The organism is Mesorhizobium sp. B2-3-5, assembly GCF_006442395.1.
In the GTDB taxonomy this organism is placed as follows: domain Bacteria; phylum Pseudomonadota; class Alphaproteobacteria; order Rhizobiales; family Rhizobiaceae; genus Mesorhizobium.
Map to the genome: position 1 here is coordinate 11,603 of NZ_VFVX01000018.1, position 24,896 is coordinate 36,498.

The 24,896-nt window shown below is 63.6% G+C and carries 28 protein-coding genes; 17 read left to right on the top strand and 11 right to left on the bottom strand.

The genetic code is table 11. The features are described 5' to 3' along the window. Positions 1–4: 4 nt before the first annotated feature. Positions 5–1,447, top strand: a complete 1,443-nt coding sequence (locus FJ958_RS19870) for an amidase (protein ID WP_140744884.1) — start codon at positions 5–7, stop codon at positions 1,445–1,447. 112 nt (positions 1,448–1,559) lie between these two features. Further along, positions 1,560–2,174 (top strand): LysE family translocator, encoded by a 615-nt coding sequence (locus FJ958_RS19875; protein ID WP_140744885.1) that lies wholly within the window; start codon positions 1,560–1,562, stop codon positions 2,172–2,174. Positions 2,175–2,313: 139 nt separating this feature from the next. Here FJ958_RS19875 and FJ958_RS19880 read toward each other — a convergent pair whose 3' ends face one another. Continuing rightward, complete coding sequence (locus FJ958_RS19880) at positions 2,314–3,255, bottom strand: nucleoside hydrolase (RefSeq protein WP_140744886.1); 942 nt, start codon at positions 3,253–3,255, stop codon at positions 2,314–2,316. A gap of 372 nt (positions 3,256–3,627) precedes the next feature. Between FJ958_RS19880 and FJ958_RS19885 the strand changes: the two genes are divergently transcribed. Then, complete coding sequence (locus tag FJ958_RS19885; RefSeq protein ID WP_096450220.1) at positions 3,628–4,053, top strand: Hsp20 family protein; 426 nt, start codon at positions 3,628–3,630, stop codon at positions 4,051–4,053. Between the two features lie 120 nt (positions 4,054–4,173). Further along, entirely contained in the window at positions 4,174–4,431 is a 258-nt protein-coding gene (locus FJ958_RS19890; protein ID WP_140609171.1) for a DUF1150 family protein, read from the top strand. 72 nt (positions 4,432–4,503) lie between these two features. Here FJ958_RS19890 and ptsN read toward each other — a convergent pair whose 3' ends face one another. From ptsN to lptC, 6 genes are all read right to left on the bottom strand, one after another. Beyond that, positions 4,504–4,968, bottom strand: coding sequence for a PTS IIA-like nitrogen regulatory protein PtsN (gene ptsN, locus FJ958_RS19895; protein ID WP_140744887.1), 465 nt, complete (start codon positions 4,966–4,968; stop codon positions 4,504–4,506). 82 nt (positions 4,969–5,050) lie between these two features. Further along, entirely contained in the window at positions 5,051–5,635 is a 585-nt protein-coding gene (gene raiA, locus FJ958_RS19900; RefSeq protein ID WP_140744888.1) for a ribosome-associated translation inhibitor RaiA, read from the bottom strand. Positions 5,636–5,901: 266 nt separating this feature from the next. Next, positions 5,902–7,431, bottom strand: coding sequence for an RNA polymerase factor sigma-54 (gene rpoN / locus FJ958_RS19905; RefSeq protein WP_140744889.1), 1,530 nt, complete (start codon positions 7,429–7,431; stop codon positions 5,902–5,904). Positions 7,432–7,729: 298 nt separating this feature from the next. Next, positions 7,730–8,548, bottom strand: coding sequence for an LPS export ABC transporter ATP-binding protein (lptB, locus tag FJ958_RS19910; protein WP_140744890.1), 819 nt, complete (start codon positions 8,546–8,548; stop codon positions 7,730–7,732). After that, a complete protein-coding gene (locus tag FJ958_RS19915; protein ID WP_140744891.1) occupies positions 8,548–9,138 on the bottom strand; it encodes an LptA/OstA family protein in 591 nt (196 codons plus the stop codon). Before FJ958_RS19915 ends, lptB begins: the two co-directional genes overlap by 1 nt. 4 nt (positions 9,139–9,142) lie before the next feature. Beyond that, positions 9,143–9,838 carry an LPS export ABC transporter periplasmic protein LptC gene (gene lptC, locus FJ958_RS19920; RefSeq protein WP_140744892.1) on the bottom strand — a complete coding sequence of 232 codons (696 nt, stop codon included), beginning with the start codon at positions 9,836–9,838 and terminating at the stop codon, positions 9,143–9,145. A gap of 359 nt (positions 9,839–10,197) precedes the next feature. Between lptC and sppA the strand changes: the two genes are divergently transcribed. The 11 genes from sppA to FJ958_RS19975 all read left to right on the top strand — a co-directional run bounded on the left by sppA (position 10,198) and on the right by FJ958_RS19975 (position 20,458). Then, positions 10,198–11,154, top strand: coding sequence for a signal peptide peptidase SppA (gene sppA / locus FJ958_RS19925; RefSeq protein ID WP_140744893.1), 957 nt, complete (start codon positions 10,198–10,200; stop codon positions 11,152–11,154). Positions 11,155–11,232: 78 nt separating this feature from the next. After that, positions 11,233–11,517 carry an integration host factor subunit beta gene (locus FJ958_RS19930; RefSeq protein ID WP_006200394.1) on the top strand — a complete coding sequence of 95 codons (285 nt, stop codon included), beginning with the start codon at positions 11,233–11,235 and terminating at the stop codon, positions 11,515–11,517. Positions 11,518–11,572: 55 nt separating this feature from the next. Beyond that, on the top strand, positions 11,573–11,905 hold the full coding sequence (locus tag FJ958_RS19935) for a lipopolysaccharide assembly protein LapA domain-containing protein (protein WP_140744894.1): 333 nt from the start codon (positions 11,573–11,575) through the stop codon (positions 11,903–11,905). A gap of 37 nt (positions 11,906–11,942) precedes the next feature. After that, entirely contained in the window at positions 11,943–12,908 is a 966-nt protein-coding gene (locus FJ958_RS19940) for an ornithine cyclodeaminase family protein (protein WP_140744895.1), read from the top strand. A gap of 112 nt (positions 12,909–13,020) precedes the next feature. Then, complete coding sequence (locus tag FJ958_RS19945; RefSeq protein WP_140744896.1) at positions 13,021–14,112, top strand: class I SAM-dependent rRNA methyltransferase; 1,092 nt, start codon at positions 13,021–13,023, stop codon at positions 14,110–14,112. After that, entirely contained in the window at positions 14,113–14,970 is an 858-nt protein-coding gene (locus FJ958_RS19950) for an RNA methyltransferase (RefSeq protein WP_140744897.1), read from the top strand. A 13-nt stretch (positions 14,971–14,983) separates the two neighbouring features. Next, positions 14,984–15,466: a signal peptidase II gene (gene lspA / locus FJ958_RS19955; RefSeq protein ID WP_140744898.1), complete on the top strand. Its 483-nt coding sequence runs from the start codon at positions 14,984–14,986 to the stop codon at positions 15,464–15,466. A gap of 56 nt (positions 15,467–15,522) precedes the next feature. Next, the gene (locus FJ958_RS19960) at positions 15,523–16,512 is read left to right on the top strand and encodes an MDR family oxidoreductase (protein WP_140744899.1); all 990 of its coding nucleotides are present in this window, start codon (positions 15,523–15,525) and stop codon (positions 16,510–16,512) included. A 143-nt stretch (positions 16,513–16,655) separates the two neighbouring features. Then, complete coding sequence (locus tag FJ958_RS19965; protein WP_140744900.1) at positions 16,656–18,935, top strand: PAS domain-containing hybrid sensor histidine kinase/response regulator; 2,280 nt, start codon at positions 16,656–16,658, stop codon at positions 18,933–18,935. 287 nt (positions 18,936–19,222) lie between these two features. After that, the gene (locus FJ958_RS19970) at positions 19,223–20,098 is read left to right on the top strand and encodes a GNAT family N-acetyltransferase (protein WP_181165576.1); all 876 of its coding nucleotides are present in this window, start codon (positions 19,223–19,225) and stop codon (positions 20,096–20,098) included. Between the two features lie 3 nt (positions 20,099–20,101). Next, a complete protein-coding gene (locus tag FJ958_RS19975) occupies positions 20,102–20,458 on the top strand; it encodes an MmcQ/YjbR family DNA-binding protein (RefSeq protein ID WP_140744901.1) in 357 nt (118 codons plus the stop codon). A 1-nt stretch (position 20,459) separates the two neighbouring features. On the opposite strand, the gene FJ958_RS19980 is transcribed toward FJ958_RS19975, so the two are convergent. Both FJ958_RS19980 and grpE read right to left on the bottom strand, forming a co-directional pair. Next, a complete protein-coding gene (locus FJ958_RS19980) occupies positions 20,460–21,092 on the bottom strand; it encodes a trimeric intracellular cation channel family protein (RefSeq protein ID WP_140744980.1) in 633 nt (210 codons plus the stop codon). 108 nt (positions 21,093–21,200) lie between these two features. Next, positions 21,201–21,839, bottom strand: coding sequence for a nucleotide exchange factor GrpE (grpE, locus tag FJ958_RS19985; protein ID WP_140744902.1), 639 nt, complete (start codon positions 21,837–21,839; stop codon positions 21,201–21,203). Positions 21,840–22,076: 237 nt separating this feature from the next. On the opposite strand from grpE, the gene FJ958_RS19990 reads away from it, so the two are divergent. Together FJ958_RS19990 and FJ958_RS19995 are read left to right on the top strand one after the other, a co-directional pair. Then, positions 22,077–22,277: a hypothetical protein gene (locus FJ958_RS19990; RefSeq protein WP_140744903.1), complete on the top strand. Its 201-nt coding sequence runs from the start codon at positions 22,077–22,079 to the stop codon at positions 22,275–22,277. Between the two features lie 93 nt (positions 22,278–22,370). Further along, positions 22,371–23,393, top strand: a complete 1,023-nt coding sequence (locus FJ958_RS19995; RefSeq protein WP_140744904.1) for a fatty acid desaturase — start codon at positions 22,371–22,373, stop codon at positions 23,391–23,393. Positions 23,394–23,509: 116 nt separating this feature from the next. Here the strand turns inward: FJ958_RS19995 and FJ958_RS20000 are convergent, their stop codons facing one another. Together FJ958_RS20000 and FJ958_RS20005 are read right to left on the bottom strand one after the other, a co-directional pair. After that, a complete protein-coding gene (locus FJ958_RS20000; RefSeq protein ID WP_140744905.1) occupies positions 23,510–24,130 on the bottom strand; it encodes a DJ-1/PfpI family protein in 621 nt (206 codons plus the stop codon). Positions 24,131–24,349: 219 nt separating this feature from the next. Further along, positions 24,350–24,883 (bottom strand): DUF934 domain-containing protein, encoded by a 534-nt coding sequence (locus tag FJ958_RS20005; RefSeq protein ID WP_140744906.1) that lies wholly within the window; start codon positions 24,881–24,883, stop codon positions 24,350–24,352. Positions 24,884–24,896 lie beyond the last annotated feature (13 nt).

Here is a 24,896-nt window from a genome sequence, read left to right on the forward strand (position 1 = left end):
AAGAATGCGCCCCCGGACCAAACATGCCGTGCCGCCGGCCGGCGACATCTGCCGCCTGTCCGCCGTCGACCTCGCCGACGCGATCCGCCGGAGGAAACTTTCCGTGCGCGAGGTGGTGACGGCCTTCCTCGACCGCATCGAAGCGGTCAACCCGCTGGTCAACGCCATCGTCTCGTTGCGTGAGCGCGCGGATCTCCTGCGCGAGGCCGATGCAGCCGATAGCCGGCAAGCGGCCGAAACCGAAACGCTCTTCGGCCTGCCGATCGCCATCAAGGATCTCGCCTCGACCACGGGGCTGCGCACCTCCTTCGGCTCGCCGATCTTCGCTGATTTCGTGCCGCAGGAAGACGATTTCTTCGTCGAGCGTATCCGCAACTCCGGCGCCATCATCATCGGCAAGACCAATGTCCCCGAATTCGGGCTCGGCTCAAACACTTACAACAACGTATTCGGGCCGACGCTGAACGCCTTCGATCCGGCGCGCTCCGCCGGCGGGTCGAGCGGCGGCGCGGCGGTGGCGCTGGCGCTCGACATGGTGCCCGTCGCCGACGGCAGCGACTTCGGCGGCTCGCTGCGCAATCCGGCGGCCTGGAACAATGTCTACGGCTTCCGCCCGTCCCAGGGGCTTGTCCCCGGCGGGCCGGACTTCGAGGTTTTCCACGCGCAGATGGGTGTCGAGGGGCCGATGGGCCGCAACGTCGCCGACATGGCGCTGCTGCTGGACGTGCAGGCGGGGTATCATCCGCAGGCACCGCTATCCTATGAAAAACCTGGCTCGTTCCTCGAAGGGCTCGCAGGACCAGCAACCGGCGGCCGCATCGCCTGGCTCGGCGATCTCGGCGGCCATCTGCCGATCGAGCCCGGCATTCTCGATCTCTGCGAGGCCGCGCTCGGCCGGTTCGTCGAAGCATCCTTCCCGGCTGAACCCTTGCGGCCGGATTTCGATTTCGAGGCGCTGTGGCAGGCTTTCGTGACGCTGCGCCAGGCCAGCAGCGGCTGCGCCCTCAAAGTCCATTACGACGACCCTTTGAAGCGCCTCCTGCTGAAGCCGGAAGCGATTTGGGAAGTGGAAAACGCGATGCGGCTGACAGCGCCCCAGATTCGCGCCGCCTCGGTCATCCGCACCTCCTGGCATCGCATGCTGCTGTCGATCTTCGACCGCTTCGACCTGATCGCGCTGCCGACCGCACAGGTCTTCCCCTTCGAAGTCGGCATGCACTGGCCGCGCGAGGTCGCGGGACGCGCGATGGACAGCTACCACCGCTGGATGCAGGTCTCAGCCTTCGCCACGCTGGGCGGCTGCCCGGCGGTCAACGTTCCGGTCGGCTTCGACGACAGGGGGAGGCCGATGGGCATGCAGTTGATCGGCAGGCCGCGCGGCGATCTCGCCGTGCTCAAGGCCGCGACTGCCTATGAGGCGGTGCTGCCCTGGCCAGCCGGCGCCTGAACCGGCTGCGTCGGCGTAGCGGACCACCCCGCGAGCCGGCTTGCGTCGTTTTCGCGGCCATGCATTGATCGTCGTCCATTGCGCCGCATCAGCGGCATTCTGAGGAACAATCATGTCACTGGAACTCTACGCAGCCTATGTCCTCGCTTGCATCGTCATCATCCTGGTGCCCGGCCCGACGGTCACGCTGATCATCGCCAACAGCGTCCGCCATGGCTTCCGCGCCGGACTCGCCAATGTCGCCGGCACGCAGGCCGGCCTTGCCGTCATGATCGCCATCGTCGGCATCGGTCTCAACACGCTGATTTCGGGCATGGGCCACTGGTTCGAATGGGTGCGGCTGATCGGCGCCGCCTACCTGATCTGGATGGGCGTGCAGATGTTCCGTTCCAAGGGCACGCTGAACGCCGACGGAACGGCGAGAAAACCGTGTGGCGGCTTTTTCCTGCAGGGCCTGCTGGTGGCGCTGAGCAACCCCAAGACGCTGATCTTCTTTGGCGCCTTCTTTCCGCAGTTCATCTCTCCCGACGGCAACTACCCGCTGCAGATCGTCATCATGGGCCTCACCGCCATGGTCTTCGCCGCCATGTCGGACTCGACCTATGCATTGGCCGCCGGCCGCGCCGGCCGCATGCTCTCGGCCAGCCGCATCAAGCTCCTGTCCAGGATCAGCGGCAGCTTCATGATTGGCGGCGGCCTGTGGCTGGCGTTTTCACGGTCGAAATAGGCGCCCCTGCCCTCGCCCCTTTTACGGGGAGAGGGTGGTCTCGAAGCGATCGAGTGAGGATAGCGCCGAGGGCGCGGGCAAACATCAAGTTTGCACCCCCTCCCGGACCTTCTTTCCGTGAACGGGAGAAGGGGTAGACTTACAGCCGCCCCAGCCTTTCCACCAGCAGAGCGAAAAAGCCGTCATGGTCGATGTCGCGCATCACCATGGCGTTCTTTTGCCGCTTGGTCACGCCCCACCAGTCGATGACGGTCATGCCCATGGTCAGTTCCGAGGCGGTCTCCACGCTGACGTTGCAGTTGCGGCCCTTGAACAGGTCCGGCTTCAACAGATAGGCGATGACGCAGGGATCGTGCAGCGGCCCGCCGTCGGTGCCGTATTTGCCCTCGTCGTAGCGCTCGAAGAACTCCAGCATCTCGGCGGTGGCAATGCCTACCTTGCTGCCCAGATCACGAATGGCCTTGATGCGCTTGGCGGTGGTCAGCGCCTTGTGGGTGACGTCGAGCGGCATCATCACGATCGGGATGCCGGACTTGAACACCAGATCGGCGGCTTGCGGATCGACATAGATGTTGAACTCGGCCGCCGGGGTGACGTTGCCGCCCTCGAAGAAGCCACCGCCCATCAGCACGATTTCCTTGATGCGCGATGCGATCCGCGGTTCGCGGATCAAAGCCAGCGCGATGTTGGTCAGCGGCCCGAGCAGGCAGAGCGTGATGGTGCCGCTCTCTTCCCTCATCAGCGTCTCGACGATGAAGTCGACGCCATACTGCTCCTGCAGCTTCATCGTCGGTTCGGGCAGTTGCGGCCCGTTGAGGCCGGTCTTGCCATGCACTTCCTCGGCGGTGACCAGTTCGCGCGCCAGGGGACGGATGGCACCGGCATAAACCTTGATCTCCGGCCGCCCGGCCAGTTCGCAGATCTTGCGGGCGTTCTTTTCGGTAAGCTTCAGCGGCACGTTGCCGGCAACGGCGGATATGCCGACGACCTCCAGTTCGGGGCTGCCAAGCGCCAGCAGAATGGCGACGGCGTCGTCCTGGCCGGGATCCGTGTCGATGATGATCTTGCGTGGTTGGGGCATTTCAATTCCTTGTTTGGCTGGCCATGAGCTCATTGCACCGATCGCACGCCAGAGAGACGCCGAACCGGCTGCAAGCTGCCGAACCGCTTGACCGGGAATGGCCCCGACCTTGGCGCTTCTCCATGCATCCGCGCGTCGTTTCAAGCGCCATGTCGCTTATTCCTGTGAGTCCAGGACGCTGATCCTTTGGGCTACTCCTGTGAGTCCACGACCTGGTCTTTTGGGCTGTTCCTGTGAGCTCACGACTTGGTCTTTTTGGGCGGGTCTTTTGATGGCTTGAACTTGGTCGCGGGGCGGACCATATCAAGGCCATCGGGAAAAATGCCATCAGGGTTTTTCCAGTTTATGTCGCTCTTGAGAGGACAGTGTAACATGAGCCGAATGACGCCTTTCTCCAGCCCGCTTCTCCTGGGTTTCGACGCCATGGAAAAGACCCTGGAGCGTCTGGCGAAATCCGGTGACAGCTACCCTCCCTACAACATCGAGCGCCTCAGCGGCACCGACGGCAAGGCCGAAAGGCTGCGTATCACGCTCGCCGTCGCCGGTTTCGCCGAAAGCGATCTCGATGTGACAACGGAGGAAAACCAGTTGGTCGTGCGCGGTCGTCAGACCGACGATACCGAGCGCGAATTCCTTCACCGCGGCATCGCCGCGCGCCAGTTCCAGCGCTGTTTCGTGCTGGCCGACGGCATGCGGGTGATCGCGGCGGAGCTGAAGAACGGCCTTTTGTCGATCGACCTCGATCGGCCGGAGTCCGAACGGCTGGTACGGAAAATAAATATATCGGTGAAAGACTGATCCTTACCACTGCATCGGCCGAAAGAGTCGGCACCGATTTGCGAAGGCACGATGCACCAACTTGAATGGCTCTCATGCGGGATGGCCTTTAGCGGCGTCCTCGCGCCAAGGAGGCTTGAAATGACCAGAACTGACGAAACCATCACCATGACCAGCGGCGAATTCGCCCATCTCGGCGAAGGCTCTGTCGCTTACCTGCGCAAGGTCTCGAGCGACGAACTGCTCGGCCGCTTCCCCAACATCGGTGAAATCGCGCCCGGCCTGGAGCTGTGGGCCCTGTTTGCCGCCAACGGCCAGCCGATCCTGCTTTCCGACGCGCGTGACCGCGCGCTGGCCGGCGCCATGGAAAACGACCTGACCACGGTCGCTATCCACTGAGCCTGGCCGTCGTCCCAATTGGAAAGGGCCGCTCCCGGCGGCCCTTCGCAAACGTCAATCCTACAGAAAAACTCAAGCCGCGTGCGAGGCCTGCGCGTCCGACAAAAGCGCATGGATCGCCGTGGCGTCACGCGTCCCCCTGATCTTGGCCACCGTGTCGGCATCGCGCAGCACGCGCGCGATGCGCGACAGCGCCTTGAGGTGATCGGCGCCCGCCCCTTCAGGCGCCAGCAGCAGAAACACCAGGTCGACAGGCTGGTCGTCCAGCGATTCGAAATCGACGGGGGTCTCCAGCCGGGCGAAAACCCCGGCGATGCGCTTCACGCCGGCGAGCTTGCCGTGCGGGATGGCAATGCCGTTGCCGACGCCAGTCGAGCCCAGCCGCTCACGCTGCAGGATGGTGTCGAACACTTCCCTCTCCGGAATGCCCGAGATCGCCGCTGCCCGTTCGGATAGCAATTGCAGAAGCTGCTTCTTGGAGTTCGCCTTCAACGCCGGCAAAATCGCCGGAACGCTGATAAGATCGCTCAGATCCATGCTTGAAAATCCCTTGTTCGCCTGCCGTCACCAGTCCCCACCCCTCGTGCGGCCGGCTTTTATCCCTGTGCGACCTCGGTCGTCACGCTTGTGCGACCTTGGTCGTTGACGGGTCGATCCAGCCGATGTTTCCGTCGGGCCGGCGATAGACGATATTGAGATGATCGGTTCCGGCGTTGCGGAAAACGAACACCGGACTGTCCTTGGTATCGAGCTCGATGACCGCCGAGGCCACCGACATGGTCTTCAGCGTCATGGTTGATTCGGCCACGATGGCCGGCGCGAAATCCTCCGGGATCTCCTCGTCGTCGTCGGCAAGCGGCGCCATCACCGTATAGGCGATGTCGGTCAACTCGCCATTGCCATTGCCCGAATTGTGCGATTTGAGACGGCGCTTGTAACGCCGAAGCCGGGTCTCCAGCCGATCGGCCGCCGCCTCGAAGGCGAGCGTCGGATCCTGGGCATCGCCGGTGGCCTGCAGCGAGGCGCCGGAATCCAGCCGGATCATGCAATCCGCCGAATAGCGCGAACCCGATTTGATGACCGTGACGTGTCCCGCAAAGCCGCGATCGAAATATTTGCCGATCGCTTCGCCGACACGATCGTTGATGCGTGTGCGGAACGCATCGCCGATATCCATGTGTTTTCCCGATATGCGCAGATTCATCTGAAAACTGACCTTCCTTGCTCAGGCTTCAAACTGTCCCGAGTTTATACTCGTGGTCCGTGCGCACAAGCTTTGCGGCGTCGCTCGCGCCGATTTAAATCCGAACTTTCCGGTTGATCACAAGCCGCCTTCTTGACCATCCCGAGGCCATTGTCGTGACGGACCATCCGCTAGCGGGCATCGGGCCCGTCTCATGCGGGCGGGCTTCTAGCCACTTCACCGCGGCTTGTCAATAAAGCTCGCAAGCTGTGGAAAATCGCAGGGGCTTAACGGCCGGCGCTGGCGAGCGCCCGCTTCTCGCGCCGGCGCTGCACGGAAGACGGAATATTCATGCCTTCCCGGTACTTGGCGACTGTGCGCCGGGCGATATCGACGCCGCTTTCCCTGAGCATGTCGACGATCGCGTCGTCGGACAGCACGTCGACAGATTTCTCCTCGTCGATCAGTTGCCTGATGCGGTCACGTACCGCTTCCGAGGAATGAGCGTCGCCGCCGCCCGATGCGGCGATCGAGGCGGTGAAGAAATAGCGCAGTTCGAATACGCCACGCGGGGTCAGCATGTATTTGTTCGCGGTGACCCGGCTGACCGTCGATTCGTGCATGCCGATGGCATCAGCCACCGTGCGCAGGTTGAGTGGCTTCAGGTGGCGCACGCCGTGGACCAGGAAGGCATCCTGCTGGCGCACGATCTCCGAGGCCACCTTGAGGATCGTCTTTGCCCGCTGGTCGAGGCTGCGCGTCAGCCAGTTGGCGTTTTGCAGGCACTCGGCCAGGAAGTCCTTTTCCGCCTGGTTCTTGGCGTGCGGCGAGACCTGGGCGAAATAGATATGGTCGACCAGCACGCGCGGCAGCGTTTCGGCGTTGAGCTCGACCGTCCAGCTGCCGTCATTGGCCGCGCGCACCTCGACATCGGCGACGATGGCGTCGCTGGCGCCGCCTGAAAAAGCCATGCCCGGGCGCGGATCGAGTGCCCGGATCTCGGCGAGCATGTCGAGCAGGTCTTCCTCGTCGACGCCGCAGATCCGCTTCAGCGTATGGAAATCGCGGCGCGCCAGGAGTTCGAGGTTGGCGACCAGGGCCTTCATCGCCGGATCGAGACGGTCGCGCACGGCAAGCTGCAGCGACAGGCACTCGGCAAGATCGCGGGCGAACACGCCGGCCGGCTCGAAGGCCTGGCACACTGCCAGCACCTTTCCCACGGCCGCGACGTCAATGCCCAGACGCGTGGCGATCTCGGCGAGATCGACCCTGACATAGCCGGTTTCGTCCAGGCCGTCGGCGAGTTCCCCGGCGATCAGTCGGGCCGCGGGATCGGTAAAGGCGAGTGCGATCTGTTCGCCGACATGGTTGCGCAGCGTGATGGCGCTTGCCGCCATGTCGCCGGCGTCGAGCCCCTCGGACGAAGAGCCGGAGCCGCCATTGCCCGAGGCCGATTTCCATTGTGCCGTCAGGTCGGGTCCGAGCCGCTCGCTGGTGCCGGGATCGTCGGGAAAGAGGTTCTCCAGCGACGTATCGAGTTTTTCCGAGATCGCCTCGGCGCTCCATCCCGCTTCGTTCTCGAACCAGTCGCCGTCGGCGGCCGCTTGCGGCTCCGTCTCGTTCTTCTGCGCCTGGTCGCCGACGGCGTCGTCCTGCGGCTCCGCGCGCTCCAGCAGCGGGTTGCGTTCGATCTCCTCGTCGATGAAATGCTCGAGCTCGACATGAGTGAACTGCAGCAGCCGAATCGACTGCATCAGTTGCGGCGTCATCACCAGCGACTGCGACTGTCGGAGCTGTAGTTTCGCCGCCAACGCCATGGTTCGGTTTCAAACGCCTCCTATACGCGTCCGGACTGCTGGAAATGAATTTCGCGGTCGGCCATAGAAACTGGCCCGGCTTTTGCTTGTCAAGGCGAAGGCTAGCAAAACCCGCTTACCGGACCGTTAGCCCGGCGCAAAATCGCGGAAAAACACGCGGTCACACGCAAAAATCGTGGCCAGCAAACAAACTTCACGCCTAAGGCAATTCCAGGAAAAGCGTGCAACGGTTTTCCGTCCGGAATTGCGTGAAAAAGAAGATGGAGCGGTTCATCGATTCTACCGATGCCGAACAGCCCTAAAGCGTAAAACCCTCGCCCAGATAAAGCCGCCGCACATCGGGGTTCGCCACCACCTCGTCGGCGCGGCCATGGGTCAGCACCTGGCCGGCATGGATGATATAGGCGCGGTCGATCAGACCGAGCGTCTCGCGCACATTGTGGTCGGTGATGAGGACGCCGATGCCGCGCGCCGTCAGATGGCGCACCAGTTGCTGGATATCCGCGACAGCGATCGGATCGATGCCGGCAAAAGGCTCGTCGAGCAGCATGTAGGCCGGGCGCGTCGCCAGAGCGCGCGCGATTTCCAGGCGCCGCCGCTCGCCGCCGGAGAGCGACATGGATGGCGCCTTGCGCAGATGGCTGATGTGGAATTCCTCGAGCAGTTCGTCGAGGTTGCGTTCGCGCACCTTGCGGTCCTTTTCGACCACTTCCAGCACGGCGCGGATATTTTGCTCGACGTTGAGGCCACGGAAAATCGAGGCCTCCTGCGGCAGATAGCCGATGCCGAGGCGCGCGCGGCGGTACATCGGCATCGAGGTGACGTCGAAGCCGTCGATCTCGATCGTGCCTTCATCCACCGGCACCAGGCCGGTGACCATGTAGAAACAGGTTGTCTTGCCGGCGCCGTTGGGGCCAAGCAGCCCGACGGCCTCGCCGGCACGCACGCCCAGCGTGACGCCGCTGACGACCTTGCGGCCCTTATAGCTCTTGGTCAGGCCTTTGGCGATCAAGGTTCCCTTGAACTTGGCCTTGTCGAGAGTGATCGTGGCCGGAGCCGAAATCTTGCCTGCGGCCCGTCCCGGAAGACGCGCCGTCAGCGACGACAGGCTGGCCATCAGGGGTTCGTCGCTCCCGATTTCGGCGGCGGCGTGATCGACATCTGGACACGCTGCCCAGCGCATGGATCGACCTGGGCCAGCCCGCTTTTCATCTGCACGGTCAGCTTGCAGCCGACCAGGACATTGTCGTTTTGCGACAGAACGACCTTTTTGCCCGAAAGCACCAGCACCTGGCTCTTCATGTCGAAGCTACCCTGATCGCCGGTCGCGACCTGCTGATCCGACTTGATGTAGACCTTGTCGGAGATTTCCAGGTGGTCGATGTTGGCGGAGCCGGTCATCGCCGCTCCCGCGGCTTCCGTGCCCTTGGCCGCCGCGTTGGGATCCTTGATGTAATAGACCATCATCTTGCCGGCCTTCATCAGCGTCGGCCCCTGGGCGACCGTGACATTGCCCGTGAAGATGGCGACATTCTCGGCCTGCCGCACTTCAAGCTTGTCGCTCTCGATCTGGATCGGCTTGTCGCCGGCCAGTTTGAGGCCTGACACCTGACTGGTGGCACTGGACTGCGCCAGCGACGGCGTCAGGCTGAGCAGGAGCAGCGCCGAAGTTGCGGCCGCAAGCCATGTCGAACTGTTGAGCCACATTCGCCTATTCGCCCTTTGCCTCAGCCGCCTTCAGACTGGCGGGATCGATGTTGACGCGCACCCTGTTCTCGAACACCAGGATCTTGCCATTGTCCTGGACCGACAAGGAATCCGCGGTGATCTGCGACCCGCCACGACTGACGTCGACGGGATCATCCGTCTTCATAGTGCCTTTGCCCATATCGAGGAAGACCGATTTGAACTTGGCTTGCATACCATCGGTCGTGGTGATCGTGACGTCGCTGTTCAGTTTCATGGTATTGCCGTCGCGATCGTAGGTACCGCGCGAGGCTTTGACCGCCGCTACGTTGTCGGGCGCGATCGGCACCTTGGCGTCTATGCCTTCGAGTTCGATGACGCCTTGCGTGCTGACATCCTGTATCGCCCGCAGGGCTGTCATCGAATAGGGCTGCTTCTGCTTGGTGAAACCGTTGAGCCTGGGATTGGCCATCACCAGCTTGCCGTTGGAAAAAGCGGTGCCTTCGGCCTGCACCGCGACGGAGACGGGCGCCGCAAGATAGGAATAGACGGGGAAGGCGACGGCGATCAACGCCGCAGCCAAGGGCACGGCGAATTTGAGCACCCGCACGCGGCGCGAATGACGCTGGGCGCGGTCGAACGCATCGCTCCGTGTCCGGCCATCCGCCGGGGGAGCCAACTCCGTCTCGGGGCTGGTCGGTTCATTCGGTCGCGCTAACATGACTGCTTTCTTCTAAAACCCCTGCCCGCCCGGAGCACCGCCTATAGGTGGGATGCCAGCGCCCTCAAGCAAGCACAAGCCGACGAAAACCGCAAAAATGTGACAGCTGCCGTTGTACAAACGAAACCCAGGTCAGCACAACAACCGGTACTTCATAGCAGAAATGGACGCCGTTGCGTCGTTTTTTCATCGCTGCTGTTCTTCCCCTTTAACTCGGGTCCTTTGCCCGGGCCAGTCACAAAATGGACAGCATGGGATTGGGGCGCGCGGATTGCTGCGCCGTCGGGAAGACGGAACAGCTTCCCGATGCGGGCATCATGGTCTAAAAGCGTCTCTTCCCGCCGATTGTGAGGCTGACCATGGCACTGAGAGCCGACGACCTGATCGACCGCCGCCGTTTGCGGCGCAAGCTGACTTTCTGGCGTGTCACGGCCTTCGGCATCGTGGCGCTTGGGGTGATTATGCTGTCGGCCTGGCTCTACCGCGACGATTTCGGCGGATCGACCGTCGACCATATCGCCAAGGTCAGGATCGAAGGGACCATCACCGAGGATGACGAGTTGATAAAGCGGCTGGAGACCATCCGCCAGTCGTCGAAGGTAAAAGGCGTGATCCTTGCGATCGATTCGCCTGGCGGCACCACTGTCGGCGGCGAATCGATCTTTGAGGAGGTGCGCAAGGTAGCCGCCGACAAGCCTGTAGTGGCCGAAGTCGGCACCCTCGCCGCCTCGGCGGGCTATATGATCGCCAGTGCCGCCGACCACATTGTCGCCCGCAAGACCTCGATCGTCGGTTCGATCGGCGTGCTGATCCAGTATCCCGACGTCAGCGGCCTGATGGACAAGCTCGGCGTCAAGCTGGAGGAGGTGAAATCCTCGCCGCTCAAGGCCTCGCCGTCTCCCTTCAAGCCGACCAATGACGACGAGCGCGCCATGGTCCGCAAGCTCATCCTCGACAGCTATGACTGGTTCGTCGGCATCGTCGCCGAGCGCCGCAAGATGACCCACGAACAAGCGTTGGCGCTTGCCGACGGTTCGATCTTCACCGGCCGCCAGGGTGTCGCCAACGGCCTGATCGACTCCGTCGGCGGCGAGACCGAGGCCATCGACTGGCTGGCGACCAAGGGTGTTGATGCCAAACTCAAGGTGGTTGAGTGGAAGAACACCGAACGCCGCGGAGGCTTTTTCTGGTCAAAGGCCATGGTGAAAACGATCGGCGGCGCGCTCGGCCTGCCTGACTACAGCGGCGATGTCATCCATGAACTCGGCGCCGACCGCTTGTTTCTTGACGGTCTCGTTTCCGTCTGGCACCCTTGAGACGCCGCCTGGGACTGAAAAAACAAACAAAATCATCCTCATAATTTTGACCGCACGGCTTTCACGGGGACCCGTCTGATGATCAAGTCCGAACTTGTGCAGATTATTGCCACGCGCAATCCGCATCTTTTCCTGCGCGACGTCGAAAACATCGTCGGCGCGATCTTCGATGAAATCACCGACGCCCTTGCCGAAGGCAACCGGGTCGAACTGCGCGGCTTCGGCGCCTTTTCGGTGAAAAATCGCCCCGCGCGCACCGGCCGCAATCCGCGCACCGGTGAATCGGTCGAGGTCGAGGAGAAATGGGTGCCGTTCTTCAAGACCGGCAAGGAACTGCGCGAAAGGCTGAACGGCGGCAAGTAGGCGCAACATCAGCGCCAGACGGGCCTTGTCCGGCCCGCTTGCGACGGAAGATATCATGCTCAATCGCTTCATGCTCATCGTGATCTTCGTGCCCCTGGCGATCATCCTGATCGCTCTGGCCGTCGCCAACCGCGAACTCGTCGCCTTCACGCTGGACCCGTTCAACCCCGGCAATCCGAAGCTGACGCTCACCTTGCCGCTGTTCATCTTCCTGTTCCTGGCGCTCGGCATCGGCATGATCGTCGGCAGCCTGGCAACCTGGGTCAAGCAGGGCCGCTACCGCAAGCTGGCGCGTCAGCGCGGCGTCGAGGCGGAAAACCTGCGCCAGGCGGTCAGCCGGGCCCCGGCGGCGCCGCAGGGGCCGGTGCTGCCGAAGCCGAGCAATTGAACCGCCGGCCGGCGCCTTTCGTTTCACGGAGCTTTTCATGCTGACCATTTCGGCCGCCGAGGTCGACCGTGCGCTGACCTTTCCGGGATTGGTCGAAACGTTGCGCACCGGGTTTCGCGAGGGTGCGGTGCAGCCCGTCAGGCATCATCACGCCGTCGAACGGCCTGATGGTGCGGCCTCGACCTTGCTGCTGATGCCGGCATGGACCGATTTCAATGCCGCCGGCACCTCAGCCGGGGGGCACGTCGGTGTCAAGATCGTCACCGTTTCACCCGATAACAACGCCATCGGCAGGCCCGCCGTGATGGGGCTCTATCTTCTGCTCAACGGCAGCACTGGCGAACCGGAAGCCCTGATCGACGGCCAGCGGCTGACGCAGTGGCGGACGGCCTGCGCCTCGGCGCTCGCGGCGTCCTATCTCGCCCGCGACGATGCCTCACGCCTGCTTGTGGTCGGCGCCGGCGCCCTGTCGCCGTTCCTCGCCAAGGCGCATTCGGCGGTGCGGCCGATCGAGACCATCCGCATTTGGAACCGCACTCCGGCCAATGCCGAGAAAGTCGCGGCGGATCTGCGCGCCGAAGGCTTCGCGGCGAGCGCCGCGACCGATCTCGATGCCGAGCTTGGCCAGGCTGATATCGTCTCCTCAGCGACGATCACCACCACGCCGCTTATCAAGGGCGCGCTGTTGCGGCCGGGAACCCATGTCGACCTGGTCGGCGGCTTCACCCCGGCGATGCGCGAAAGCGACGATGACGCGATCGCACGCGCCCGCGTCTATGTCGACACCCGCGCCGGCGCCACCAAGGAGGCCGGCGACATCGTCCAGCCACTGGCCTCGGGCGTCCTGAAACCGGAAGCCATCATCGCCGACCTGCACGAACTCGCACGCAATCAGAAGAAGGGCCGCGAGAGCACCGACGAGATCACGCTGTTCAAGTCGGTCGGCGCCGCGCTTGAGGACCTTGCCGCCGGCATTGCCGTTTACAAGGCGCTCAAGCCGTAGCACCTGCGAGCTTCTTCGCGGCCCCGGTCGTCAGCCGTCCACAATCGCCGTTTGTTGCGCACAAGGGCATAGCTGTGGCAGAAGCGGGCCGAACCGCCGGAGATGCTGCTTCTTGAAGTCTTTTCGCGACAAACGCCGCGACGGCCGCCCGCACCAGCCGGCGAAGGGTGGGACCGCACAGCCGCGCCCGCAGGAGAATCGGCCGGCGGTCAAGACAGACGTCCGGCCGCGCGAACCGCGTGATTTGAAACCGGAGAGTCAGTCCGCGCCGAAATCTTCGCCGCGCATCCTCGCCCGTCGCGACGGCGCCCTGCCGGCCGAGCAGCTTCCGCTGATCCTCGAAGTGGCGCCCAACGCCGATTACGCCCTGCTCGACAGCGGCTCCGGCCAGAAGCTTGAACAATACGGCCCCTACCGCATCGTGCGGCCCGAGGGCCAGGCGATCTGGCAGAAGGCCTTGCCGGCAAAGGACTGGGAGCGTGCCGACGCCATCTTCACCGGCGACACCGACGAGGAAGGTATTGGCCGCTGGCGCTTTCCCAAGACGCAACTCGGCGAAACCTGGCCGATGAAGCATGACGGCATCGATTATCTCGGCCGTTTCACCTCGTTTCGCCATGTCGGCGTCTTTCCGGAGCAAGCCTCGCACTGGGACCACATGGCCGGGCTGATCGCGGCGGCGAAGCGGCCGGTCAAGGTGCTGAACCTGTTCGGTTATACGGGGCTGGCGTCTCTCGTAGCAGCCCGTGCGGGCGCCGAGGTCACCCATGTCGACGCATCGAGGAAGGCGATCGGCTGGGCACGCGAAAACCAGGAGATGGCGGGGCTGGGCAACAAGCCGATCCGCTGGATCGTCGACGACGCGATGAAATTCGCCGAACGCGAGGAGCGCCGCGGCAGCCGCTACGACATCGTGCTGTTCGACCCGCCGGCCTATGGCCGGGGTCCCAAGGGCGAGGTCTGGCAGTTGTTCGAGGATCTGCCGGCACTGACCGATCTCTGCCGCGCGATCCTGACGCCGAAGCCGCTTGCCGTGGTGCTGACCGCCTATTCGATCCGCGCCTCCTTCTTCGCAATCCATGCCTTGATGCGCGACACCTTTGCCGGCATGGGCGGCAGGGTCGAATCGGGTGAGCTGATCATCCGTGAAAAGTCCGCCGGCCGGGCGCTTTCGACATCACTTTTTTCGCGTTGGGTGGCTTGAATGAACGAGCGGCACGTGGGCGCACCCGGCCAGGTGAAGGAAGTCACAAGCCTCGCCAATCCGCTCGTCAAGGACATCAAGGCACTCGCCTTGAAGAAATTCCGCGACCAGCAGAACGCCTTCATGGCCGAGGGACTGAAGCTGGTCATCGATGCGCTCGACTTGGGCTGGCAGATCAGAACCCTGGTCTTCGCCAAGGCCGGACGCGGCAACCCGGCGGTGGAGAAGGTCGCCGCGCGCACCGTTGCCGCCGGCGGCACCGTGCTCGAAGTGTCGGAAAAGGTGCTTGTCGCCATCACTCGCCGCGACAATCCGCAAATGGTGGTCGGCGTCTTCTCGCAGAAATTCCAGACACTGAAGGACATCCGCGCCGGCAATGGCGATGTCTGGGTGGCGCTCGACCGGGTGCGCGACCCCGGCAATCTCGGCACCGTCATCCGCACCGTCGATGCCGTCGGCGCCAAGGGTGTCATCCTGGTCGGCGACACCACCGATCCTTTTTCGGTGGAGACGGTGCGCGCCACCATGGGCTCCATCTTCGCCGTGCCGGTGGCGAAGGCAACGACCGAGGCCTTCCTTGCCTGGCGCGGCGGGTTCTCAGGTCTCGTCGTCGGCACGCATCTGAAAGGCGCGGTCGACTACCGCTCGGTCGATTTTTCCCGCGGGCCGGTGCTGCTGATGATGGGCAACGAGCAGCAGGGCCTGCCCGAAAGCCTGGCGGCCAGTTGCGACAGATTGCTCAGGATTCCGCAAGCCGGCCGCGCCGATTCGCTCAATCTCGCCGTCGCCACCGGCATCATGCTGTTCGAGATCCGGCGCGGTGCGCTGAAGCTCGACCCCATCGCGGACTCCAAGTGAGGGCTATCCAACCTTGAAATCGTGGTTCCCCTACGCCCTGCTCGTCGTCGTGGCCATCGCGCTCGACCAATGGATAAAACATCTGGTCGAAGCCGGGCTGCCCTTCCAGGAAAAGCTCGATCTGTTGCCGTTCCTGGCGCTGTTTCGCACCTACAATACCGGCATCGCCTTCTCGATGTTTTCCTCCTTCGGCGACACTGGCCTGGTGGTCGTCGCCGTGCTGGTCGTCGCCTTCGTACTTTATCTCGCCACCCGCACGCCGTCCGGTCATGTCGTCGCCCGCACCGGCTTTGCCCTGATCATCGGCGGTGCGCTGGGCAATTTGATCGACCGCGCCGTTTACGGCCACGTCATCGATTACATCCTGTTTCACACGCCGGTTTGGTCCTTTGCCGTCTTCAACCTCGCCGACGCCCTCATTTCGGTGGGCGCGGCACTGGTCGTCTTCGACGAACTCATCGGCTGGCGGCGCGAGCCCACGCCTTCGAACGATTGACCCGACGCGGTCATCGCCGCACAGTCAGCCCGACAAGCAAGCTCGCGGAGAAAAAGATGTCAGAAACCTTCAAAGCCATCCTCATTTCGCGCGACGCCGACAAAAGGCAGTCGGTAGCCGTGACGGACCTCGCCGACGCCGACCTGATGGAGGGCGACGTCACCGTCGCGGTCGAGGCGACGACGGTGAACTACAAGGATGGACTGGCCATTACCGGCAAGGCGCCGGTGGTCCGCCGCTGGCCGCTGGTGCCGGGCATCGACTTCGCCGGCACCGTCATCTCCTCTTCCAATCCCGACTGGCGCAAGGGAGACAAGGTCATCCTGAACGGCTGGGGCGTCGGCGAGACCCATTTCGGCGCCTATGCCGGGCGCGCTCGCGTCAACGGTGACTGGCTGGTGCCGCTGCCGAAAGGCATGAGCCCGCATGATGCGATGGCGGTCGGCACCGCTGGCTACACCGCCATGCTTTCTGTCATGGCGCTGGAACGGCATGGTATCCTGCCCGATCGCGGCCCCGTGGTGGTGACGGGGGCGGCCGGCGGCGTCGGTTCGGTCGCGATCTCGATCCTGTCCAGCCTCGGCTACCATGTCGTTGCGTCCACGGGCCGCAATGCCGAAAGCCCCTATCTGATCAACCTCGGCGCCGCCGAGGTGATATCGCGCGACGAACTCAACCAGCCTGCCAAACCGCTGGCCAAGGAGCGCTGGGCCGGCGGCGTCGATTCGGTCGGCAGCCACACGCTGGCCAACGTTCTCTCGATGACCTCCTATGGCGGCGCGGTCGCCGCCTGCGGCCTGGCCGGCGGCATGGACCTGCCGGCAAGCGTGGCCCCCTTCATCCTGCGCGGCGTCTCGCTGCTTGGCATCGATTCGGTGATGGCGCCGAAGGCCGTGCGCCTCGAGGCCTGGCGGCGCATTGGCACCGACCTCGACCTGGGGAAGCTCGCCAGCCTGTCCACGACCATCGGCTTCGACGGCATCATCGATGCGGCACGCGATATCGTCGACGGCAAGATCCGCGGACGCGTCGTCGTCGACATGTGACCGGCCTCGCCGATCGCCGGCGGCGGACGGAATTGCCGAATCCGGCGGCGAACCCGCCGCTGCCGGGACAAAAATGCCCGATCTGCTAAAATTCGAACGATCCGCCGCAATTTTCCATAATCTCTGTCTGGCAAGGATTTCGCATGATCGCGCAATCCGACAGGCAACAGGCGGACACTGGCGACGACGTCGATGCGGTATCCGCGCCGGCGCGCCGCTTTATCGCCTCGCCACCGCTGGTGCCCGAACAGCAATCGGCCAGGCAGCAAGGGCCGCTCCTGACTTTCGTTGTCATCCTGGCGCTGGCGGGCCTGTCCTATCTGACCGGTGCGCCGATCTTTGTCAGCCTCGCACTGCTGGCGACCGGCCTCGCCGGCCTCGCCATGCATCTACACGCCAGACGTCGCGTCCATCGTACCGCGGTGCTGCTTGACGAGACCACCGCCCGCAGCCGCGCCGAGATCGAGACGCTGGCCGACCGCATGTGGGAGATGCAGGAAAGCGAGGAGCGCTTTCGCGGTCTCATCGACGCGCTTGGCGACCTCGTCATCCACCGCGATCGCGACGGTTACATCGTCTATGCCAACAAGGTGTTCGCCGATCTGGTCGGTACCGATCAGCGCGACCTTGCCGGAAAGACGCTGGCCGAACTTGGCATCGAAGTCGGCATCGTTCCCGATGCCGCCTTTTCCGATCACGAGTGCCTGAGTTCCACCGACGTCGCCATCCGCACGCCGAGCGGCCCGCGCTGGTTCTCGTGGATCGAGCTGTCGGTGCGCGAGAAGGACAGCGGCGCGGTTTCCCATCGCGCGATCGCCCGCGACATCACCGCCCGCAAGCGCGCCGAATCCTCACTGATCACAGCGCGCGAGCGAGCCGAATATGCCAGCCAGGCCAAATCGCGCTTCCTCGCCACCGTCAGCCATGAAATCCGCACGCCGATGAACGGCATCATGGGCATGGCGAGGCTCTTGGCCGACACCAGCCTGTCGGCGGAGCAGCAGACCTATGTCGGCGCCATCTCGACCTCCGCCAGCGCCCTGCTCGCCCTGATCGAGGACCTGCTCGACTATTCCAAGATCGAGGCCGGACGCTTCGATCCGGAACCGCAGCCCATGTCGGTGCGCGAGATCGCCGACAACATCATCGAGCTGCTGGCGGCGCGCGCCTTCGCCAAGGATATCGGTCTCGGTTGTCACGTCGAGCCGGACGTACCGCAAATGATCACCGCCGATCCGGGCCGGGTCAGGCAGGTGCTGCTCAACCTCATCGGCAACGCCATCAAGTTCACCGACAGCGGCGGCGTGCTGGTCAGCGTGGCGCGTGCCCGCACCGAGACCAGCGACCGCATCTGCTTCACCATCGCCGACACCGGTCCCGGCCTGCGCGACGAAGACATGGAGCGCATCTTCGAGGAATTCGAGCAGGCCGACGGCACGTCGACGCGCGCGCATGGAGGGGCCGGTCTTGGACTTGCCATCTCCAAGCGCCTGGTGGCTGCCATGGGCGGCACGATCTCGGTCTCCAGCCGGCTTGGGCAAGGATCGGAATTCGTCTTCGAAATCCCGGCCATAGCGGCCACCGAGGCGCCACAGGGCCGGCTGAACGCGCTTGCCGGCAGGCGCGCGGTGATCCTGTCCAGGAACACCGTCGAAGCCGACGCCATCGCCCGCACCATCCGCGCCAATGGCGGCACCGCCGGTATCGCCACCACCGTGGCGCAGGCCGCATCCTTTGCCGACGGCTGCGACGTGCTTCTGGTCGACGCGGCCATGGAAGAGAGCGACGGACGGCTGCTCAAGCGATTGCGCCAAAGCGGCTTTTCCGATTGCGAAGCCGTCACGCTGATCGCGCCGACCGACCGCGGCATGCTTGGCGAATTCCGCGCCAGCGGCTACGCGACCTTCCTGGCCCGGCCGGTGCGCGGGGGAACGCTTTTGCGTGTGCTTTTGAGCAGCCATGCATCGGCCCTGGCCCAGCCCCAGCCGGAAGAGCGCCGCATCCCGGCGCTTCGCGCCGCCGGCGAGCGCCAGCAGGGCCTGTCCGTGCTGATCGCCGAAGACAATGACATCAATGCCATGCTGGCCCGCGCCACGCTGTTGAAGGCCGGGCATCGCGTCAAGGTGGTCGGCAACGGCAAGGCCGCCGTCGAGGCCGTCATCAGCGCCGGGCACAAGCACCGCTTCGACGTGGTGCTGATGGACCTGCATATGCCGGTCATGGACGGATTGGACGCAATTGCGGCCATACGCCGCCATGAGGAGGAAACGGCGGTGGCGCCCGTGCCGATCATGGTGCTGTCGGCCGACAGCCAGGAAAAGACCCGCCATGCCGTGCTCGCCCATGGCGCCAGCGGCTTCGTGACCAAGCCGCTGGACCCCGACGCCCTGGTCACCGCCGTCGAGAGCCAGGTCGCCGCCTGAGCTGTTTTTTTCCGGCCGCGCGGCGAATGCATGTCGCCCCAAAGCAGCTCTGGTTCCGTCAGGACGACATCCATGAAAACAAGGACTTGAGGCGCGTCGCCTCGATCCGTGCAGACGCGGGGCGCCTCGACTAAGCTCACCGAACATAGCCGGTTGACCGTTTTCGCCAGCCGACGAAGTATTGCCCGCGACGCCGTATCACGGTACTGTCACAATCCTGTTGCACCTACACCGTATCCCCGTGCCAAGAGGGATGGCTCGAAGGAGAATCACTCGTGCATACAGTTATGCCGGAATGTGACACTCGGCCGAACGCCAGCAGCGCCTTGCTCGCCGGACGTAACGTCGATTCCGTCATGAAGGGGGCAGCGCTCGGCCGTATCGGCAACCTCGAAGTGCGGCTTGCCCGCAACGAGGCCGAGATCGCGGCCGCGCAGGAAGTGCGCTACCGTGTCTTCTACGACGAGCTTGGGGCCAGGAAGGACCTGTTCCAGGCGCAGGATCGGCGTGACGCCGATCGGTTCGACCCGCTCTGCGACCATTTGCTTGTCTTCGACAATTCGATTTCCGGTCCCGAGCACCGCCGCATCGTCGGCACCTACCGCCTGCTGCGGCAGGAGATCGCGGCCGCTGCCGGAGGCTTCTATTCCGAAGGCGAATTCGAGCTGACCAAGCTCATCGCCCGCCACCCCGGCCAGCGTTTTCTCGAACTTGGCCGCTCCTGTGTTTTGCCCGAATACCGCTCGAAGCGCACCATCGAGGCGCTGTGGCAGGGCATCTGGGCCTACATCAATCACTACGAGATCGGCGTGATGACCGGCTGCGCTTCCTTCCACGGCACCGTGCCGGCCGCGCATGCCGAGGCGCTCACCTACCTTGCCCATCACTGCCGGACCAACTCGGCCTGGGATGTGCGCGCCGTATCCGGGCGCTATTGCTCCATGGACCTGATGCCGATCGAGGCGGTCAACGCCAAGGCGGCAATCGCGGCGATGCCGCCCTTGGTCAAGGGGTATCTGCGGGTCGGCGCCCGCATCGGCGACGGCTGCGTTATCGATCGCGAATTCTCGACGGTCGACGTCTTCGTGGTGATGCCGGTCAAGGAAATCGGCGCCCGCTACGTCAACTACTATGGCGGGGAAGCGCAGCGCTTCGCCGCGTGAACGGTGAGTGACGATCCCTCCAAAGCGTTCGACTCGTTGCGCTTTGCGGCGGCAGGCCTTCTGGATGTCGTCGAAACCACGTCCTATGGAACGCCGGCCCTTAAGGTCGGCAAGAAGTTGCTCGCCAGGGTCAAGGACGCGAACACCATCGTGCTGATGTGTCCGCTCGACGAGAAGGAGATGCTGTTGGAGGCGGCTCCCGAAATCTATTTCGAAACCGATCACTATAAAGGCTGGCCGGCAATCCTGGTCAGGCTGGACAAAATCCCTTCCGAAGAATTGCGCCATCGGCTCGAACAAACCTGGCTGAGGCAGGCGCCGAAGAAATTGGTCGGGGCCTGGCGGGCAGGAAAAGGCTGATTCAAGGAATGTCTTCCGGCCGCCGGCCGGGCCGGCTCTTATAGGACGGAAACGACCATCCATATTTCAGCGCGCCGCCGCGCACCAGGAAGGCTGCCGCAAAACCGATCAGGTTGGAGGCGAGCGGCGGCAGGCCGGCAAGGTCGCCGACTGTATAGAGGCCGGCACCGGCTAGGGCTGCACTGACGTAGATCTCCGGCCTGAGCAGCACAGACGGCTCGCCGGCCAGGAGATCGCGCAGAATGCCGCCGAATGTAGCGGTGAGTACGCCGGTGATGACGGAAACGACAGGCGAACCGGTGATGGCCAGTCCCTTGGCCGCGCCCATCACCGAAAAGGCAGCCAGCCCGATGGCGTCGAGCCAGAGCAGCCATTTCCAGCGCGATTCGGCGCGATGCGCGCTGAAGAACACGAGCACCGCCACCACCGTGCAGATCAGGACATAGCTGGAATTGGCGACCCAGAAAACCGGCAGATTGAGAATGACGTCGCGAAGCGTGCCGCCGCCAATGCCGGTTACGCTGGCCAGGAACAGATAACCGATGATGTCGAGTTGTTTGCGCGACGCAGCCAACGCTCCGGTCGCCGCAAACACGGCGACGCCGGCATAGTCGAGAAGGGCGATGGGATTCAAAGACATGAGGCAGTAGGCGGTGGGGATTAGGAATAGGGTATCAATAGCACGAAGCCGTGCGATTGATACGACTCCTTAGTTCCCTACTGCCTACTGCCTATTCCCTTACTACGCGTCCTTCTCGGCCTGCTCATTGACCGGCCCCGGCTCGACGGGTGCCTCGGCGGCGATCTTGGGGCCGCCCTTGGCGACGCCGACCATGGCCGGGCGCAGCACGCGCTCGCCGATCGAATAGCCCGGCTGCACGACCTGGACCACCGTGTTGGCCGGCACATCCGGATTGGGCACTTCGAACATCGCCTGGTGGAAATTGGGATCGAACTTCTCGCCCTCCGGAGCGAGTTTCTTGACCCCATGCCGTTCCAGCGCCGACAGCATGGCGCGTTCGGTCAGGTCGACGCCTTCGATCAGTGCCTTGAAGCCGGCGTCACCAGACGCCTTGGCCTCGGCGGGAATGGCGTCCAGCGCGCGGCGCAGATTGTCCGACACCGACAGCATGTCGCGCGCGAAATTCGCAACCGCATAGGTGCGCGCGTCGTGCACGTCGCGCGCGGTGCGGCGGCGCAGGTTTTCCATCTCGGCCGCGACACGCAGAGCGCGGTCCTTCAGCTCTTCATTTTCCTTCAGCAGCCGCACAAGCGCTTCATAGTCGCCATCGATGCTGCCTTCCGTGCGCTCGGCATTGGCATTGGCCTCGGCCGCCTCCACTTCACTGGGCACGCGTTCGTCTTTTGCCTGGTCGCTCATCGCCGTTTCCCGTTATCTCGAATGGTCTGGATTTTGTGCCCGATATCGAGGTTCGGCGGCCAAAAATCAAGGGGTAAGCGCCCCTGGGCCTTTGGCCGGCACTAAGCCGTGACCGGCGGTGATACTTCGATTTTAATTCAAATTTTACCGTACTTGCTGGCTTTGCTTGCGCCAAGGGCGTGATGCGGGAACCATTCCCTTGCTGGAGGAGTTTCGGAACCGACATAGGATTTTGAAATGATGACCCGCAACAAGGCTGAAAAGGGAGAACGGCTCGCCACGGAGGTCCGGCGCCAGCTCGGTGCCGAGGCGATGACCCGTTTTTTGCGCACCTTGCCGGCTTTCCGCACCGAGGCCGACATTCCCGACCGCTTCAGGCAATTGCTCGACCGCCTCGACCGATTGGAGGATGGGGACGTAAGCTGGCGACGCCAGTAAGGCTCTCGCCAGGATTCTTACGCGACAATTACGCGCGGTAATTTCGCGTGATCGTCGCCTTGCGGCGGCGGCACGCCCCGCCTATGCTTCGTGATGAACATTATTTCCCCCGACGCGGCCGCTAACAGCAAGCGCGCCTGGCTGAAGATTCTGGCGCGCTACAAGAAGCCGGACCGGCGGCGCAGCGCCATCGAGCTCGCCATCACCCTTATCCCGTTTGCCACGCTCTGGGCGCTCTCTTCGGCCGCCTATGCCTATGGCCATTGGTGGGGGCTGGTCCTGATCCTTCCGGCGGCTGGGTTCCTGGTGCGCATCTTCATGATCCAGCATGATTGCGGCCATGGATCCTTCTTCGCCAATCGTGTCGCCGACGACTGGATCGGCCGCGCGCTCGGCGTCCTGACCTTGACACCCTACGACTGCTGGCGGCGCGCCCACGCGACACATCATGCCGGCGCCGGCAATCTCGACGAGCGCGGCACGGGCGACATCCGGACCCTGACCGTTGCCGAATACCGGCGGATGTCCTGGCGTGGCCGCCTTGCCTATCGGCTCTACCGGCATCCGCTGGTGATGTTCGGTCTCGGGCCGATCTGGCTGTTCATCTTCTCGCAAAGGCTGCCTGTCGGCATGATGCGTGGCGGGCTGACGCCCTGGGTGTCGTCAATGACCACCAATCTCGCCATCGCGCTTGCGGCGGCCTTGCTTATCTGGACCGTTGGCCCGGGTGCGTTCCTGGTTGTCCATCTGCCGATCGTCATTCTCGCCGGTTCGGCCGGCGTCTGGCTGTTCTACGTCCAGCACCAGTTCGAGGAGACGGAATGGGCAAAGGATGACGAATGGGAATTCCAGCGCGCCGCCTTGCACGGCTCGTCCTATTACGACCTGCCGCCGGTGCTGAACTGGTTCACCGGCAATATCGGCGTCCACCACGTCCACCACCTCTCCGCCAAGGTGCCGGGCTACCGTCTGCAGGAAGTGCTGCGCGATTATCCGGAGCTGCGCGGCATCGGTCGCGTCACGCTGCTCGAGAGCTTGCGCTGCGTCAAACTGGCATTGTGGGACGAAAACCGCCGCAAGCTGGTGTCGTTCCGTGAGGCACGGGCGGCGGTATAGCGTCTGCCTTCCCCCCGTCACTACACGGGAAGAAGGTGCCGGCAGGCGGATGAGGGGCAGCGCCGGGCTTTCAAAGTGATTTGAAAGCAACAGCGAACGACACCTGGATCTTAACCTCAGGCCGCCTGGCGCTCCTCGCGCATCAGCATCTCGCCGTGGCGGATTTCCGTGCCCAGCACCTTCAGGCATTCGCGGATGAAGTTGGACAGGCCGGGCCATCCCTTGGCCGACACCATATTGCCGTCGACATGGGCGCCTGTCGGCGCGACGTCGATGTAGATGCCGCCGGCCAACGTCACTTCCGGTTCGCAGTAGTGGAGCGCCGCCACTTCCCTGCCCCGCACCACGCCATCGACCGCGATCAGGATCTGCACGCCATGGCAGATGGTGAAGATCGGCTTGCCAGCCTCGTGGAAATGCCGCACCAGCGCCTGAACCCGCTTGTCGATGCGGATGTATTCCGGTCCGCGCCCGCCGGCCGCGTAGACGGCGTCATAGTTGGTCGGGTCCACCTCGGCAAACGTCTTGTTGAGGATGTAGTCGTGGCCGAGCTTTTCCGTATAGGTCTGGTGGCCTTCGAAGTCGTGCAGCGAGGTCTTCAGCACATCGCCTGCCTTCTTGTCCGGGCACACGACATGGACGGTGTGTCCGACGGCATGCATGGCCTGTTCGAAAACGAAAATCTCATATTCCTCGCTGAACTCGCCAACGAGCATCAATATCTTCTTGGCAGCCATTCCCGGTTCCTCCCTTGTGGCCATTTATTTCGGATCACAAAATAATAATGCCATCCTACGGCCAAGACGTCCTTCGGGAAAGAGAGAAACGTAAAATTGGTCAGACCAGTTTTGGCGAAATTCCGCTTCTCTGAGGTGCGAGTCTATCGCCTCGACTGAAAATGGTTCACCTGGTTCGACCAGAATGCCGGAAGAGGTGGCATGGACGACAAGCTGGCGTCAGCTGGAGCGCACGCGCCGCCAGGAATATTTCGGGCCTTTGGGCTCCGGCACGGCGGCTGGCTGGTAATAGAGTCCCAATCCGCCTGTGCGGCCCTCTTCCAGGCGCTTGAGCAGCACCGGGTTCGATATCTCGAACTCGTCGAAGCCGAGGCGGAGCATATGCGGCAGCTGGTCGACAAGAACCTGCCCGGTGGCGCGCACCGCACCTTCGAAATGGTAGCGGCTGCGCAGCAATTCGCCCTTGGAGAAGGAGCGACCGTCGTTGAAGGCCGGAAAGGCGAGCGCCACCAGCGACAGCTGGTCGAGCAGATCGGCGATCTTCTCGAGCTGGTCGCCGGGCTGCAGCAGGACGCCAAGCCGCTCCCTGGCGGAAAGGCGCACCTCCGGATCAAGATCGAGGAACGGCTGCAGCGGCAGGATGAAGCGGCCATTGCCGGAAAGCGCGTCTGCGTTTTCGGCATGGGCCCACTCATCCTCGCGAAAACCCTCCGGGGTCCAGAGCCGGGTCTCCGGTGTCGTCGATTCAGTCATCAAAATTCCCAAA

Bases quoted from the DNA above. Each gene is read 5' to 3' on its own strand.
- FJ958_RS19870 (WP_140744884.1), top strand. From the start codon at position 5: ATGCGCCCCCGGACCAAACATGCCGTGCCGCCGGCCGGCGACATCTGC.
- FJ958_RS19875 (WP_140744885.1), top strand. From the start codon at position 1,560: ATGTCACTGGAACTCTACGCAGCCTATGTCCTCGCTTGCATCGTCATC.
- FJ958_RS19880 (WP_140744886.1), bottom strand. From the start codon at position 3,255: ATGCCCCAACCACGCAAGATCATCATCGACACGGATCCCGGCCAGGAC.
- FJ958_RS19885 (WP_096450220.1), top strand. From the start codon at position 3,628: ATGAGCCGAATGACGCCTTTCTCCAGCCCGCTTCTCCTGGGTTTCGAC.
- FJ958_RS19890 (WP_140609171.1), top strand. From the start codon at position 4,174: ATGACCAGAACTGACGAAACCATCACCATGACCAGCGGCGAATTCGCC.
- ptsN (WP_140744887.1), bottom strand. From the start codon at position 4,968: ATGGATCTGAGCGATCTTATCAGCGTTCCGGCGATTTTGCCGGCGTTG.
- raiA (WP_140744888.1), bottom strand. From the start codon at position 5,635: ATGAATCTGCGCATATCGGGAAAACACATGGATATCGGCGATGCGTTC.
- rpoN (WP_140744889.1), bottom strand. From the start codon at position 7,431: ATGGCGTTGGCGGCGAAACTACAGCTCCGACAGTCGCAGTCGCTGGTG.
- lptB (WP_140744890.1), bottom strand. From the start codon at position 8,548: ATGGCCAGCCTGTCGTCGCTGACGGCGCGTCTTCCGGGACGGGCCGCA.
- FJ958_RS19915 (WP_140744891.1), bottom strand. From the start codon at position 9,138: ATGTGGCTCAACAGTTCGACATGGCTTGCGGCCGCAACTTCGGCGCTG.
- lptC (WP_140744892.1), bottom strand. From the start codon at position 9,838: ATGTTAGCGCGACCGAATGAACCGACCAGCCCCGAGACGGAGTTGGCT.
- sppA (WP_140744893.1), top strand. From the start codon at position 10,198: ATGGCACTGAGAGCCGACGACCTGATCGACCGCCGCCGTTTGCGGCGC.
- FJ958_RS19930 (WP_006200394.1), top strand. From the start codon at position 11,233: ATGATCAAGTCCGAACTTGTGCAGATTATTGCCACGCGCAATCCGCAT.
- FJ958_RS19935 (WP_140744894.1), top strand. From the start codon at position 11,573: ATGCTCAATCGCTTCATGCTCATCGTGATCTTCGTGCCCCTGGCGATC.
- FJ958_RS19940 (WP_140744895.1), top strand. From the start codon at position 11,943: ATGCTGACCATTTCGGCCGCCGAGGTCGACCGTGCGCTGACCTTTCCG.
- FJ958_RS19950 (WP_140744897.1), top strand. From the start codon at position 14,113: ATGAACGAGCGGCACGTGGGCGCACCCGGCCAGGTGAAGGAAGTCACA.
- FJ958_RS19960 (WP_140744899.1), top strand. From the start codon at position 15,523: ATGTCAGAAACCTTCAAAGCCATCCTCATTTCGCGCGACGCCGACAAA.
- FJ958_RS19965 (WP_140744900.1), top strand. From the start codon at position 16,656: ATGATCGCGCAATCCGACAGGCAACAGGCGGACACTGGCGACGACGTC.
- FJ958_RS19970 (WP_181165576.1), top strand. From the start codon at position 19,223: ATGCCGGAATGTGACACTCGGCCGAACGCCAGCAGCGCCTTGCTCGCC.
- grpE (WP_140744902.1), bottom strand. From the start codon at position 21,839: ATGAGCGACCAGGCAAAAGACGAACGCGTGCCCAGTGAAGTGGAGGCG.
- FJ958_RS19990 (WP_140744903.1), top strand. From the start codon at position 22,077: ATGATGACCCGCAACAAGGCTGAAAAGGGAGAACGGCTCGCCACGGAG.
- FJ958_RS19995 (WP_140744904.1), top strand. From the start codon at position 22,371: ATGAACATTATTTCCCCCGACGCGGCCGCTAACAGCAAGCGCGCCTGG.
- FJ958_RS20000 (WP_140744905.1), bottom strand. From the start codon at position 24,130: ATGGCTGCCAAGAAGATATTGATGCTCGTTGGCGAGTTCAGCGAGGAA.
- FJ958_RS20005 (WP_140744906.1), bottom strand. From the start codon at position 24,883: ATGACTGAATCGACGACACCGGAGACCCGGCTCTGGACCCCGGAGGGT.